General features: G+C 68.8%; 11 protein-coding genes. All 11 read left to right on the top strand.

The window, feature by feature from the left end; genetic code table 11:
• The first annotated feature begins 30 nt into the window (after window positions 1-30).
• The 11 genes from ACTIGN_RS24290 (at window position 31) to ACTIGN_RS24240 (ending at window position 14043) form a co-directional block, all read left to right on the top strand.
• Window positions 31-513 (top strand): NADH-quinone oxidoreductase subunit NuoE family protein, encoded by a 483-nt coding sequence (locus ACTIGN_RS24290; protein ID WP_439628706.1) that lies wholly within the window; start codon window positions 31-33, stop codon window positions 511-513.
• Between the two features lie 122 nt (window positions 514-635).
• Window positions 636-2003: an NADH-quinone oxidoreductase subunit NuoF gene (gene nuoF / locus ACTIGN_RS24285; RefSeq protein WP_439628704.1), complete on the top strand. Its 1368-nt coding sequence runs from the start codon at window positions 636-638 to the stop codon at window positions 2001-2003.
• A gap of 43 nt (window positions 2004-2046) precedes the next feature.
• Entirely contained in the window at window positions 2047-2931 is an 885-nt protein-coding gene (locus tag ACTIGN_RS24280) for a DUF4159 domain-containing protein (protein ID WP_439628702.1), read from the top strand.
• A 63-nt stretch (window positions 2932-2994) separates the two neighbouring features.
• Window positions 2995-4710: a molybdopterin-dependent oxidoreductase gene (locus tag ACTIGN_RS24275; protein WP_439628700.1), complete on the top strand. Its 1716-nt coding sequence runs from the start codon at window positions 2995-2997 to the stop codon at window positions 4708-4710.
• A gap of 73 nt (window positions 4711-4783) precedes the next feature.
• Window positions 4784-6043, top strand: coding sequence for an NADH-quinone oxidoreductase subunit NuoH (nuoH, locus tag ACTIGN_RS24270; protein WP_439628698.1), 1260 nt, complete (start codon window positions 4784-4786; stop codon window positions 6041-6043).
• Window positions 6044-6093: 50 nt separating this feature from the next.
• Window positions 6094-6660 carry a NuoI/complex I 23 kDa subunit family protein gene (locus tag ACTIGN_RS24265; RefSeq protein ID WP_439628696.1) on the top strand — a complete coding sequence of 189 codons (567 nt, stop codon included), beginning with the start codon at window positions 6094-6096 and terminating at the stop codon, window positions 6658-6660.
• An 81-nt stretch (window positions 6661-6741) separates the two neighbouring features.
• The gene (locus ACTIGN_RS24260; RefSeq protein WP_439628694.1) at window positions 6742-7905 is read left to right on the top strand and encodes an NADH-quinone oxidoreductase subunit J; all 1164 of its coding nucleotides are present in this window, start codon (window positions 6742-6744) and stop codon (window positions 7903-7905) included.
• On the top strand, window positions 7902-8327 hold the full coding sequence (gene nuoK / locus ACTIGN_RS24255) for an NADH-quinone oxidoreductase subunit NuoK (RefSeq protein ID WP_439628692.1): 426 nt from the start codon (window positions 7902-7904) through the stop codon (window positions 8325-8327). Before ACTIGN_RS24260 ends, nuoK begins: the two co-directional genes overlap by 4 nt.
• Window positions 8320-10287 (top strand): NADH-quinone oxidoreductase subunit L, encoded by a 1968-nt coding sequence (nuoL, locus tag ACTIGN_RS24250; protein WP_439628690.1) that lies wholly within the window; start codon window positions 8320-8322, stop codon window positions 10285-10287. Before nuoK ends, nuoL begins: the two co-directional genes overlap by 8 nt.
• A gap of 119 nt (window positions 10288-10406) precedes the next feature.
• Entirely contained in the window at window positions 10407-12218 is a 1812-nt protein-coding gene (locus tag ACTIGN_RS24245) for a complex I subunit 4 family protein (RefSeq protein ID WP_439628688.1), read from the top strand.
• 214 nt (window positions 12219-12432) lie between these two features.
• Complete coding sequence (locus ACTIGN_RS24240; RefSeq protein WP_439628686.1) at window positions 12433-14043, top strand: NADH-quinone oxidoreductase subunit N; 1611 nt, start codon at window positions 12433-12435, stop codon at window positions 14041-14043.
• Window positions 14044-14113: the final 70 nt, after the last annotated feature.

Raw genomic sequence — 14113 nt, 5'->3', positions numbered from 1 at the left:
GTGAGTGAGCGGCGTGTGTGAGGGGAAAGTATGCCTGCACTGTCCGAAGACATGAAGAACCGGATCCGGGCGTTCCTCCCGAAGTACCCCCGGAAGCAGGCGGCGACGCTGCCGGCGCTGCACCTCGTCCACGACGAACTGCGGACCGTGTCGAACGAGGCCATCGCCGAGATCGCCGAGATCCTCGAACTGCACCCGTCGGAGGTGCAGGACACGATGACCTTCTACGCCTTCTACAAGGGCGAGGGCGAGAAGCTCGGCAAAACCCGCCTGTGGGTGTGCCGCGGGCTCGCGTGCATGCTCCGCGGCGCGTACGAGCTGATCGAGCACTGCGAGCACAAGCTCGGCGTGAAGTGCGGGCACACGACCCCCGACGGCTCGATCACGCTGGAGTTCGCCGAGTGCATCGGCGCGTGCGACGGCGCCCCGGCGTGCCTCAAGGAAGACGTCCACGTCATGAACGTGACGCCCGAACGCGCCGACGAACTGATCACGCAGTTGAAGCTTCGCTGAACGCGAGCCGTCGGCCGACGGCTCTCAGCTTTCAGCAAGCAGGAAAGCAGAAGAGCTGACGAATGAAGCCGGCTGTCGTGTTCGGCTGAAAGCTGATGGCTGTTAGCTGAGAGCTCCCAAATATGCCCTACGAACCCGTACTCCTGGCCCGCATCGGGACGCCCAACAGCGATAAGCTGGAGGGCTACCGCGCCGACGGCGGCTACGCCGCGTTCGAGCGCGCCCTCAAGGAGATGCAGCCGGCCCAGGTCATCGACCAGGTCAAGAACTCCGGGCTCCGCGGCCGCGGCGGGGCCGGGTTCCCGACCGGCCTCAAGTGGACGTTCCTGCCGAAGGACCACCCGGGGCCGATCTACCTGTGCGTCAACGCGGATGAGTCCGAGCCCTGCACGTACAACAACCGCATCCTGATGGAGAAGGACCCCCACCAGGTCATCGAAGGGATCATGCTGGCGTGCTACGCCATTAAGTCCAAGTGCGCGTACTTCTACGTCCGCTACGAGTACGGCGACTCGTACCGCAGCATGCAGGCCGCGATCGACGAGCTGTACGCCGCGAAGCTGCTCGGCAAGAACATCAACGGCAGCGGGTTCGACCTCGACATCGTCATGCACCGCGGGGCCGGGGCGTACATCTGCGGCGAGGAGACCGGCCTCATCGAGTCGCTCGAGGGCAAGCGGGCGTGGCCGCGGATCAAGCCGCCCTTCCCCGCCGTCGAGGGCGCGTTCCGCAAGCCCACCATCGTCAACAACGTCGAGACGATGGCGTGCGTCACGCAGATCATGAAGCGCGGCAACGAGTGGTTCAAGTCGCTCGGCGTCCCGCCCGACCCGAAGAACCCCCGCGACGCCGGGAGCTACGGCCCGAAGCTGTACACGCTCGCGGGCCACGTCGAGAAGCCGGTCTGCGTCGAGCTGCCGATGGGCGTGACGCTCCGCGACCTCGTCGAGAAGCACGGCGGCGGCGTGTGGAAGGGCCGCAAGGCGAAGGCCGTGAACCCCGGCGGGCTGAGCATGGGGTTCGTTGACGTCAACGCGCCGCTCAAGGGCTCCGACGGCCAGACCGAGTACGACATCCCGCTCGACTTCAACGGCCCCGGCCGCGTCGGGTGCCTCGGCCTCGGCACCGCGGCCGTCACCGTCATCGACGACCAGACCAGCATGGTCGACGTGCTGCACAACGTCTGCCAGTTCTTCAGCCACGAGAGCTGCGGGCAGTGCACCCCGTGCCGCGAGGGCACCGGGTGGATGCTGAAGATCGTGGACCGGCTCCGCCGCGGCCAGGGCCGCAAGGAAGACCTCGACGTGCTGGTCGATGTCGCCGACCGCATCGGCATCATGCCCGGCACGACGATCTGCGGGCTGTCCGACGGGGCCGGGTGGCCGGTGAAGACCGCGATCCGAAAGTTCCGGGCCGAGTTCGAGGCGAGCATCAAGAGCGGCGCGAAAAGCGTGTACGCGAAGTCGCTCGAAGTCGTCGGGGCGCACTGAGGCAGGCAAGGGGCGAGGCCGTTGTTGCGGAGCGTGAGGCGCAATGCGAGCGCTGCTGGTTATAACCTGGCTGAGTGTCGCGACCGGCTGCGGACAGCAACCGGCCCCGGACGGTATTGCGGGTGGCTCGGACCGGGAGATCGCCCCAGTGCCGGTCCCGAAACGGGCCGAGGCCGCTCAGCGTGAGGGGGCGCAACAGCAACCCGCCCCTGCTCCGAAGCAGGGCGAGCCGCTCCCGTGGGAGCCAGGGAAGTTTGAACTCGTCCGGCTCCGCTACTCCGCCAAGGACTGGGACAAGAACTTTGGTGCCGGTGGAGATCGAAACCTGTTATTGGAGCTGAAGAAGCAAGACCCACAGGCCCAAGTGGGCGAGAAGGACCGATCCATCGGGTACGAGGATCTTGCGCTGGTATCGGCCAAGAACCCGCTCCCGCTGATCTTCGTCGGAGGTGTCGCACCGTTTACCCCTGACGACACGCAGCGGAAGCGACTCCGCGAGTACCTGATGGACAAGCGCGGCATGGTTCTGTGCGACAACCTCAGCGGCCCGGCGTTTCACGCGAGTTTCGTCAAGGAGATGAACCAGATTACGGGGGTCCCAGCAACGGCTGTTCCGAGAGACGACCGGATTCACCCAGGGCTCGGTTTCCAACCGCCCCCACTGATTGTCGCGAACGGCGGTACACAGGTTCTCGGTTGGAAGGTGAACGGCCGATGGGTGGCGTACTACCACCCCGGGGCGCTCAGCAACGGCTGGAGAGACGACCACGGGGACGTCAAGAAAGCAGTCTGGGAGAAGTGCTACACCCTGGGAATCGGGATTCTCAAATACGCCAGCGCGGAGCACCTGGGTTGGAGCTACTCGCAGCGGCTGAGTGGAAGTGTGGTCCGCCCGGCGATCGCCTTACTCGCGCTCGGTCGCATCTAGTTAGTCGGTCGGTGGGTCTGTTTTGCGGCGGGGCCGGTTCCGATATTTATTGAGTTCCTCAACATGCCGACGGTTTACGTGAATGACAAGCCGGTGGAGATCGGCAACCGGAAGCTGAACTGCGTCCAGGCCGCGGAACTGGCCGGGCAGTTCATCCCGCACTACTGCTGGCACGAGGCGCTCAGCGTCGTCGCCAGTTGCCGCATGTGCCTCGTCGAGGTCGGCGACGTCAACCCGAAGGACGGCGTGCTGACCATGCAGCCCAAGGTCGTGCCCGGGTGCCAGACCCCCGTGCGTGACGGCACCCACATCGTCACCGGCGAGTACGACAAGCGCGACGCCTCGTTCCCCGCCCGCCCCTACGACGCCAACTACCTCAAGGGCGGCGCGCCCGGCGCGCGGGCCAAGAAGTCGCAGGCCGACACGCTCGAAGGCCTGCTCATCAACCACCCGCTCGACTGCCCCGTCTGCGACAAGGCCGGCGAGTGCAAGCTCCAGGACTTCTCGTTCAAGTACGGCCGGTCCGAGTCGCGGATGGTGGACGTCAAGAACACCCCGCCGAACAAGCCGCACCTGTCGAGCAAGATCACGCTGTTCACCGACCGCTGCATCATGTGTACGCGGTGCGTGCGGTTCACCCGCGAGATCAGCGGCACCGCCGAACTGATGGTCAGCGGCCGCGGGCACCACGAGGAGATCGACACGTTCCCCGGCCGCCCGCTGGAGAACAAACTCGCCGGCAACGTCGTCGACCTGTGCCCCGTCGGCGCGCTCGGTAGCAAGGACTTCCTCTACAAGCAGCGGGTCTGGTACCTGAAGGAGAGCAGCGGCGTGTGCTCGCGGTGCAGCACCGGGTGCAGCACCTTTGTCGACACGAACAAGGACATCGTGTACCGCCTGCGCGCCCGGCCGAACCCCGAGGCCCAGGGGCACTTCATGTGCGACGAGGGCCGGTACGGCTACCACTTCGCGAACTCCGCCGAGCGGCTCCAGCGTCCGCTCGCAAAGGCCGACGGCGCGCTGAAGCCGGCGCCGTGGAACGTCATCACCCCGCAACTCAAGAAGGCGTTCGCCGACGCCGCACAGGCGAGCGCGAAGACGGTCGTGGGCGTGCTCTCGCCGTTCCTCACGGTCGAGGAAGCGTTCCTCTACGCGACGTACTTCAAGAGCCTCTCGGCCGACGTGCGGCTCGCGCTCGGGCCGGTGCCGGTCGTCGGGCAGGACGACAAGTACCCCAAGGACGTGAAGGGCAACCCGGTCGAGCCGACGAAGTTCGTGATCCGCGCCGAGAAGTGCCCGAACCGCCGCGGCGTCGAGGCGGTCCTCGCGCACTTCCAGGGCAGCACGCCGGCGTTCGCCGACGTTGCCAAGGAGGGCCTGACGGCCCTCTGGTTCGTCGGCGGCTACCCGGACAAGGACCAACTCGCCGCTTCGCTGCCCGCCAACTGGAAGGCCCCGGCCCTCGTCGTCGCGCAGGACCTGTTCGCCGGTCCGGTCACGGCGTCTGCGTCGTTCCTCCTTCCGGCGACGAGCAACTTCGAGAAGGCCGGCACGTTCGTGAACCACGCGGGCCTCGCCCAGACGTTCGAGCGGTCGGTGCGGCCGCCGACCGAGGTGCGGACCGAACTGCAACTGGCGTTCGACCTGCTCGGCCGCAAGGGGCTCGTTCAGGCCGCCGCGGTCCGTGCGGAACTGGCCGCCGCGATCCCGGCGTTCGCGCACCTCGCGGCGAAGGAACTGCCGACCAACGGCGTGCGCTTCGAGTTGGCAACGGTCTGACCGTAGGGCCGGCTGTGCCGGCCGAGACGAAAACGAATCGGCCGGCACAGCCGGCCCTACAAGAAGCTGCGATATGCCCCCATTCAACCCGATCTACACCGCGATCGTGATCGTCGCCCTCGTCGGCGCGGTCCTCGGGCTGTGCGCGTTCCTCACGCTCACCGAGCGGAAGCTCTCGGCGTGGATGCAGGACCGCGTCGGCCCCAACCGCGTCGGCCCCGGCGGCCTGCTCCAGCCCATGGCCGACGGCGGGAAGTTCTTCCTCAAGGAAGAGGTGATCCCGGACCACGTCGACAAGCTCTTCTACGTCCTCGCGCCGGCCGTCGCCGTCGGCACCGCCCTGCTGGCGCTCGCCGTCGTGCCGTTCGGCAGCACCACGCCCCCCCCAAACCCGGTCGCGATCACCGCGCCGGCGGCCGGGGAACCGACCCCCGTGGCGACGTTCGAGCAGCGGCAGGCCGAGTACCGGTCGCACTTCTCGTTCGTGGTCAACCCGGGCATGGACATCGGCGTGCTGTACCTGTTCGCGGTCGGCTCGCTCGCCGTGTACGGCGGGGTTCTGGCCGGCTGGAGCGCCAACAACAAGTACTCGCTGATCGGGGCGATGCGGGCGTCGGCCCAGATCATCAGCTACGAGATCCCGCTCGGCATGTCGGTCCTCGGCGTGTTCCTCATCGTCGGGTCGCTGAACCCCGAGAAGATCATCGACTGGCAGACCGCGAGCGGCCCGTACTGGCTGCTCCTGTTCCAGCCGCTCGCCCTGTTCCTGTTCATGACCAGCAGCTACGCCGAGGCCAGCCGGCTCCCGTTCGACCTCCCGGAAGCGGAGCAGGAACTCGTCGGCGGCTACCACACGGAGTACTCGGCCCTCAAGCTCGGGCTGATGCTCCTCTCGGAGTACGTCCACCTCATCGCGGGCAGCTTCATGCTGGCCGTGCTGTTCCTGGGCGGGTGGAGCCTGTTCGGGCTGGAGTCGGTCTCCGGCGACCCGGTCGTCACCGCCGTGCTGCGGCTCGTGATCCTGTGCGGGAAGATGTTCGCCCTGTGCATCTTCGCCCAGTTGATCCGGTGGACGATCCCCCGGTTCCGGTTCGACCAGCTCATGAACATCGCGTGGAAGGTGCTGCTGCCGCTGGCGCTGCTGAACCTGATCTGCGTCATGGTCGTGAAGCAGATGGGGTGGCCGCTCGTGGTGCTGACCGCGACCTCGGGCGTGCTCGTCGTCGGGGCCGGGCTGTTCTCGGTCTGGACCGCGGGCTCGGTGACGAACCCGAAGCGCAAGGTCGTCAAGCTGCCCGCCGGCATCCCCGCGGGCGTCACGTACGCGAGCTAAGGAAAGAACGAAGCCCCCGCACCGCGGTGCGGGGGCTTTTGGAGCCTCATATGCCGATCCCCGAGTCCGACGTGAAGTGGGTCGAGGAAGCCCGACTGGGCTTCTGGGAGCAGCTCTACGTCCCCGCGGTGCTCGACGGGCTGAAGACCACCATCGGCCACATCTTCCGCCCGCAGGTGAAGACCGAGCAGTACCCGGAGCAGGAGCCCAAGATGCCCGGGAACTACCGCGGCGTCCACCGGCTGAACCGCGACGAGAAGGACCGCGTCAAGTGCGTCGCGTGCTACATGTGCGCGACCGCGTGCCCGGCCCACTGCATCGACATCGTCGCCGCCCCGGCCCCGCCCGAGTGGAAGGACCGCGAGAAGTACCCCGAGACGTTCGTCATCGACGAGCTGCGGTGCATCTACTGCGGGATGTGCGAGGAGGCGTGCCCGGTCGACGCCATCGAACTCACGACGCTCTACGACCTCACCGGCCTGAGCCGCGAGCAGATGGTGTTCGACAAGGAAAAGCTCCTGAGCGTGTTCGACCAGACGACGAAGGCCGGCACCGACCCCGTGCGCACGCGGGCCGGCCGCCTGAGCGTGGCGTCCGAAGCGCCGCCGGGAACGTGAACCATCGTTTCCCCGCGACGCGAAGCGGAGCGCGTCATATACCATTCGCGTCCCGCTTGTGAAAAACTGCACGAGCCCTGAATGAGCCCATCCTCGCTGACACCGACGCAGCTCGCCGCGGGGCAAATTGCCCTCGCCGTGGTCCTCGCCGTCGCCGGGTTCGCCCTCCTCGTGCCCCAGCCGCGGGGCCGGCGGGTGGCCGCCGGGGTCGCCGCCCTCGTCGCCTCGGTTGCCGTGTTCGCCGCGTGGGTCTACAAGACGTTCGGCGACCCGATGCCGGACCTCATCGGGACCGTGCTGTTCTACCTGTTCTCCGGCTCCGCGCTCCTGTTCGGCACCGTGCTGGTGACGCAGTCGAACCCGGGCCGCGGCGCCATCGCCTTCGCGTTCGTGATCCTGAGCACCTGCGGGCTGTTCCTGCTGCTCGCCGCGCCGTTCCTGATGGCCGCGACGATCATCATCTACGCCGGGGCGATCATCGTCACGTTCCTGTTCGTGCTGATGCTGTCGCACGCCGGCGGCCCGTCCGACGAGAACAACCGCAGCCGCGAGCCGCTCCTCGGCTCGCTCGCCGGGTTCGCGTTCACCGGCCTCGTCCTGTTCACCCTGTACGTCTCGGACGCCGGCTTGAAGCCGGTCGCCGCGGGCGAGACCCCGAAACCGGCACAGCGGCTCCCGGCCCAGGTGCTGACGACCGCCGAGCGGGCCGCGCTGCTCGCCGCGGTCGAGAAGCTCGACGCCGCCGAGGAGCAGCTCCCCGGCACCGCCCCGGTCGCCGACCGCGGGGCCGTTCGCGACCACTTCGACGCCGTCCGCGACCAGATCGGAACCGTCGTCGGGTCGGACGCCCTCAGCCGCGACGGCTCGCTGACCGCCCGCCTCGAAAAGGTGCCGACCCAGCCCGGCGGGAAGGTGACGCCGCTCCGGGGCGACCAGCAGGCCGCCCGCGTGCTGAAGCGGGCCGCCGAGGTGCGCCGGCTGAACGAGAAGGCCCACGACGCGGTGTCGGGCCACCTGCTCGACGGCAAGCCGGACCGCCAGGCCGCGAGGGACGAACTCCGTAAGCTCCGCGACGAGACGCTGCTGCTCGCGGGCTCAGGCGACCTGCCGGCCCGGAACGTCGCCAACCTCGGGTACCTGCTGTACACCGACCACCTGCTCGCGGTCGAACTGGCCGGCACGCTGCTGCTGGTCGCCACCATCGGGGCCATCGCCATCGCACAGCGCAAGGGGGCCGCGGCGTGATTACCTTGTGGCACTACCTCGCGGTCGCCGCCGCGCTGTTTGGGATCGGCCTCGTCGGGTTCCTGACCCGTCGGAACATGATCACCATGTTCCTGTGCGCCGAGATGATGTTCCAGGGCGTGGCGATCAACTTCGCCGCGTTCGGTCGGTATCACGGGAACCTCCAGGGCCAGGCGTTCGTGCTGTTCATCATCGCCGTCGCCGCGTGCGAGGCGGGGATCGCCCTGGCCCTGTTCCTGACCCTGTACCGCCGCGGCAAGTCGCTCGACGCGTCCGACTGGCAGTCGCTCCGCGAGGCCGGGGTGCCCCCGGTCATCGACACCGAGCCGCTCCCGACCGAGGTGACCGTGCCCGACGACCTCCTCGCCCCCGCCGGGGTGCGGCCGACGCCGGTGAAGGCGGAGGAGCCCGCGAATGTCTGACCCGATCACGCTCGCCCTCACGGCCCTCGCGCTGCCGCTCGTCGCGTGCGTCCTCGCCACCGTGCTCGCGGTCCGCAAGGGGCCGGCCGCAAAGTTCGCGCACCTGCCGCTCGTGCTGGCGTGCGGCACCGCCGCGGTCCTCGGCATCGTCGTGCTCACGAAGGTCGCCGCAGCCGACACGCAGAACCACCGGTTCATCTCCGACCCGATGACGTGGTTCGCGGCCGGGCACCTGAAGGTCAGCTTCCAGATCGTGGTGGACCCGATCTCCGCGGTCATGCTCGCGATGGTCACGTTCATCTCGACGTGGATCGCGCTGTTCGCCTCCGGGTACATGCACGGCGAGAAGGGGTACGCCCGGTTCTTCGCGGTCATGAGCCTGTTCGTGTTCAGCATGTGCGGGTTGGTGCTGGCGAACAACTTCCTGCTGCTCGTCGCGTTCTGGGAAGGCGTGGGCGTCTGCTCGTACCTGCTCGTCGGGTACTACTTCGAGAAGCCCTCGGCGGCCGCCGCGGCCCGCAAGGCGTTCCTCGTCACGCGGCTCGGCGACGTCGGGTTCATCCTCGGCATCTTCCTCCTGTGGAAGATGGGCGGGTGGAACACGAGCCTGACGGCGCTGTTCGACTACCTGACCAAGACCCCGCCGGACCAGGCGGAGTTGACCGCCGCGTGCCTGCTGCTGTTCTGCGGCGCGGTCGGCAAGAGCGCCCAGTTCCCGCTCTACGTCTGGTTGCCGGACGCGATGGAGGGCCCGACCCCCGTGTCGGCCCTCATCCACGCGGCCACGATGGTGACCGCCGGCGTGTACCTGCTGGCCCGGTGCGCCCCGCTGTTCGCGATGTGCCCCGACGCGCAGATCGTCGTCGCGTGGACCGGCGGCGTCACCGCGATCCTCGCGGCGTTCATCGCCCTGGCCCAGACCGACCTCAAGCGGGTGCTGGCGTACTCAACGGTGAGCCAGCTCGGGTACATGTTCATGGCCCTCGGCACCGGCGGCGCGATCAGCCCGGTGTTCGCCGTGACGGCCGCGATGTTCCACCTGTTCACCCACGCCTTCTTCAAGGCCCTGTTGTTCCTCGCCGCCGGCAGCGTGATGCACGCGATGGGCGGGGTGATCGACATGCGGCGGTTCGGCGGGCTGAGGAAGCTCCTGCCGGTCACGCACCTGACGTTCCTGTGCGGCGCCGGGTCCCTGGCCGCCCTGCCGCTGCTCTCCGGGTTCTGGTCGAAGGACATGGTCCTGGAGTCGCTGGAGTTCGCGGCCGAGGGCGAGAGGTACACCGGCGGCTACTTCGTGCTGCTGCTCGTCGGCCTGGTGACCGCGTTCATGACCGCGTTCTACACGTTCCGGGCGTACCTGCTGACGTTCTGGGGGCCGGAGCGCGTCCCCGAGGAGGCCGGGCACCACGCCCACGAGTCGCCGCCGCGGATGACCATCCCGCTGATGGTGCTGGCCGTCGGGGCGGTCGCGGTCGGCATCGCCGTCGAGCCGTTCAACCACACGTTCAGCCACTTCCTCAACGACGCGCCGACGCTCCAGCAGGCGTTCGTTGCGTCGAAGGCCCACGAGTTGCCCCCGCACAAGTTCAACTGGACGCTCGCGGGGGTGGGCACCGCGGCGTCGCTGTTCGGGCTGTCGCTGGCGCTGGTGATGTACCGCCACGGGACCGAGAAGCTGCCGGCGCTGGTCGAGCCGGTGTTCGCGGCGTCGCGGAACAAGCTGTACGTCGACGAGATCTACGGGGCGGTGTTCGTGAAGCCCGGCGGGGTGCTGGCGTTCCTGTCGGCCGCGTTCGACGGGTTCCTCGACGCGGTGGCCCGGCTGGTCTCGGCCGTGCCCCGGCTCCTGGGCTGGTGGGTGCGGCCGGTGCAGAACGGGCTGGTGCAGTTCTACGCCCTGTCGATGGCGCTGGGCCTGACCGTGCTGCTGAGCTTCGTGGCGTTCCGGATCGCGCGCTGACCGTTTCTGTCTGTAGCCGGCCTCTGTGAGGCCGGTGCTGGGGGACTCGCACGGGCCCGGCCTCACAGAGGCCGGCTACAGTCGCCGATCAACGCGACTCGGTGCCAGGTAAGGATCGCATGGACAAGATCTACGAGATCGTCGCCGCCCCGCGGACCGGCCGCACCCTGGTGCTGCTGGTGGTGCTGTTCCCGTTCCTCGCCGCGCTGTTCGTCAGCCTGTTCGGGAAGCGGGGCCGCCGCGTCGCCCTGCTGCTCGCCCTGGTCCACCTCGGGCTGACGGCGAGCCTCGCCACCATCGCGTCGATGCACCTGACCACCCGGGACGAAATTTCCGCGGGTCAGGGCACCGACCTCGCCAAGTTCGAGCCGGCGATGGTCCCGGGCGCGCGGGCCGGCGACGACGGCCGCACCGCGTGGACCCTCATGAGCCTGACCGCGACGCCGCCCAGCGCCGGCCGGGCCGGGCCGTTCGTGCAGTTCTTCGTCGGGGTGGACGGCCTGAACCTGTGGCTCGTCGCGCTCACCAGCTTCATGGTGATCCCGGCGGTCCTCGTGTCGTGGGAGTCGGTCACCGAGCGCCGCGGCGCGTTCTACGCCTGGCTGTTCGTCCTGCAGGGGGCCGCGGTGGGCGCGTTCCTCTCGTTCGACGTGATCCTCTTCTACGTGTTCTTCGAGCTGACGCTGGTGCCGGCGTTCTTCCTGATCGGCCGGTGGGGCCAGGGCTCGGCCCGCCGCGACGCGGCCCGCAAGTTCTTCCTGTACACCCTCGCCGGGAGCCTGCTCACCCTCGTCGGCGTCATCGGCGTGGTCGTGACCAACCCGGACCCGACGACCGGCCAGATCACGTTCTCGCTCCCGGACCTGATGGCCAACGTGCAGCACTGGCTCCACGCGGCGCAGGCCGAGGCGCTCGCCGGGAAGCCCGAGAAGCTCGCCGCCCTGCACCAGACGCAGCTCTGGCTGTTCGTCGCTCTCATGGCCGGGTTCATGGTGAAGACCCCGATCTTCCCGTTCCACACCTGGCTCCCGAGCGCGTACGGCGAGGCCCCGGTCGGCGTCACCGTGCTGCTGTCCGCGGTGCTGGCGAAGCTCGGCACGTTCGGCATCCTGAGGTTCGTGCTCCCGCTGACGCCCGACGCCGCGATCGCCTACGGGCTCCCGGTCGTCGGCACGCTCGCGGCGTTCGGCATCGTGTACGCGGCCCTCTGTGCCTACGCGCAGAAGGACATGAAGCAGATGGCGGCGTACAGCTCCGTGTCGCACCTCGGGTTCGTCGTGCTGGCCGTCTTCGCGTTCAACACCGAGGGCGTGGCCGGGTCGGTGCTGCACATGGTCAACCACGGGCTCAGCACCGGGGCCGTGTTCGCGCTGCTCGCGTTCCTCGCCGACCGGTACCGCACCACGAGCATGACGCAGTTCGGCGGCATGATGGGCCGGTTCCCGAACTTCGCGGTGCTGGCGTTCGTGCTGTGCCTCGCGAGCGTCGGCCTGCCGGGGCTGAACAACTTCGTGAGCGAGATGCTGATGCTGGCCGGGCTGTTCCGGGCCGACGCGCCGGGGAACCACCACTATGCGCTCGCCGGCATCGCGGCGTTCAGCATCTTCCTGAGTTCGTGGTACATCATGACGATGCTCCAGCGTGTGTTCTTCAGCCCGCTCAAGGAGCCGCCGGCCGAGACGCCCGGCGCGGCCCCGCCCGCCGACGCGACCGGCCGCGAGTTGATCGCGTTCGGCTCGCTGGCGGCGCTGTGCTTCGTGCTCGGGGTGTACCCGCAGCCGGTGCTCGACACCATGAAGGCCGACGTCCGCATCGTGACCCGCATCGGCGACGACGCCCGAGCCCGGGTCGGCGGCGCCCCGAAGCCCACCAGGGTGCTCGTGGCGGCCGAGCCGCCGCCCGCGCCGAAGACGGGCAAGACGGACCGGTAGGTAACAGTTTTGGCGAGCCGGGAGCGTGAGCGACCGGGATCGAAGCGATGGGACGCGGACGAAGCGGATCAAAGGCAGGATGAAGAGGATCGGAGAGGAGTCCGTTCTCGGAACGTCGGTGCTGTCTGATCCGTATTGAATCCCGGCTCTGATCCGCCCGATCCGCGTGCCATCGCTTCTCGTGCCGACGAACCGCAACAAGGGCCAACCAACCGTGAATCCGCTGTCCGACCCGCAGTTGCAGCACACGTTCACCGGCGTCTTCCGGCTCGTCGTCCCGGAGATCGCCCTGGTCGGCACGGCGTGCGTCGTGTTCCTGTTCGGCAGCGCCTTCAACCGCCGCTGGATCTGGTTCACCGTGTCGCTCCTCGGCGTCATCGCGGCGATGGTCCTCGCGGGCACCGTGCGGACCCCGACGCCCGAGGTGCTCACCGCCGCCCCGATCGTGCCCGACGCGGCCGCCAACTTCATCCGCTGGGTCGCGCTCATCAGCGGCGCGGTGCTGCTGTTCCTGTCGTGGCCCGAGGTGAACCGCGGGCACGCCGCCGAGTACTACGGCTCGCTCCTCGTCGCGGTGGCGGGCGTGTCGCTCACCGGCCGGGCGAACGACCTCATCAGCCTGTTCCTGGCGCTCGAACTGATCAGCATCCCGACCTACGTCCTGCTGTACCTCCCGTCCCGCACCCGGCCCAGCCAGGAGGCGGCCGCGAAGTACTTCCTGCTCAGCGTGCTGTCGTCGGCCGTGCTGCTGTTCGGGTTCAGCTACCTCTACGGACTGACCGGCAGCACCAACCTCGCGGTCGTCACCGACGCTTTGACCAAGGCCAACTCCGAGGCGCTGTCGTCGATGGCGCTGGTCGGCATCGTGCTGGTGGTCGCCGGGATCGGGTTCAAGATCACCGCCGTGCCGTTCCACTTCTACGCCCCGGACGTGTACGAGGGCGGGCCGGCCGGCGTGGTCGCGATGCTGGCGGTGCTGCCGAAGGTCGCCGGGTTGGCCGCTCTCGCCCGGTTGCTCGGCCTGTTCGGGGCGGACGTGCGGCACCTCCCGTTTGACACCGCCACGCAGCTCCCGCTGCTGCTGTGGATCCTCGCGATCCTGACCATGACCGTCGGCAACGTGCTGGCGCTGCTGCAGGACAACGTCCGCCGGATGCTGGCGTACTCCGGCGTGGCGCACGGCGGGTACATGCTCATGGGCGTGGTCGTCGCGTGCTCGCTCCCCGAGGCCGCGGGCCAGGTGGTGAAGATCGACGGGGCCGCCCGCGTCATCGGCCCGACGGTCGGCGGGGTCGACGCCCTACTCGTGTACCTCGTCGCCTACGCCCTGATGACGTTCGGCGCGTTCGCGGTCATCCTGTACCTCAGCACGCCGGCCCGCGAGGTCGGCGCGATCGACGACCTCGCCGGGCTCGGGAAGACGCACCCGATCTCGGCCGGGGTGATGACCGTGTTCCTGCTCAGTCTGATCGGCCTGCCGCTCACGGCCGGGTTCGCCGGCAAGCTCCTGCTGTTCATCGGCACGTTCACCGCCCCGGCCGACACCGCGGCGATGCGGAACCTGTACCGGCTGCTCGCGGTCGTCGCGGCGGTGAACTCCGCGGTCGGCGCGTACTACTACCTCCGCGTCGTCGGGGTCATGTACCTCCGCACCGCCCTCACCCCGCTCGTCGGTTCACGGGCCGTGCCCACGCTCATGGCCTCGGTCGCGCTGGCCGGCGCGACGGTGTTCTTCGGCGTCTACCCGCAGCCGCTCCTGACGGCCGCCCGCCGGGCCGCCCCGGTACCCGAACTGCCCGTCCCCGCGGTCGCCGACGCGAAGTAGTGGAGATCGCTGTCGAGCCACGGGGCTTGCCCCCGTGGTGGCAGCGTGCGCCAGGCACCACGGGGGGCAA

Origin of the sequence: Gemmata sp. (assembly GCF_051859125.1) — a bacterium.
GTDB lineage: Bacteria > Planctomycetota > Planctomycetia > Gemmatales > Gemmataceae > Gemmata.
This window is presented reverse-complemented; position numbering and strand designations above follow the sequence as displayed.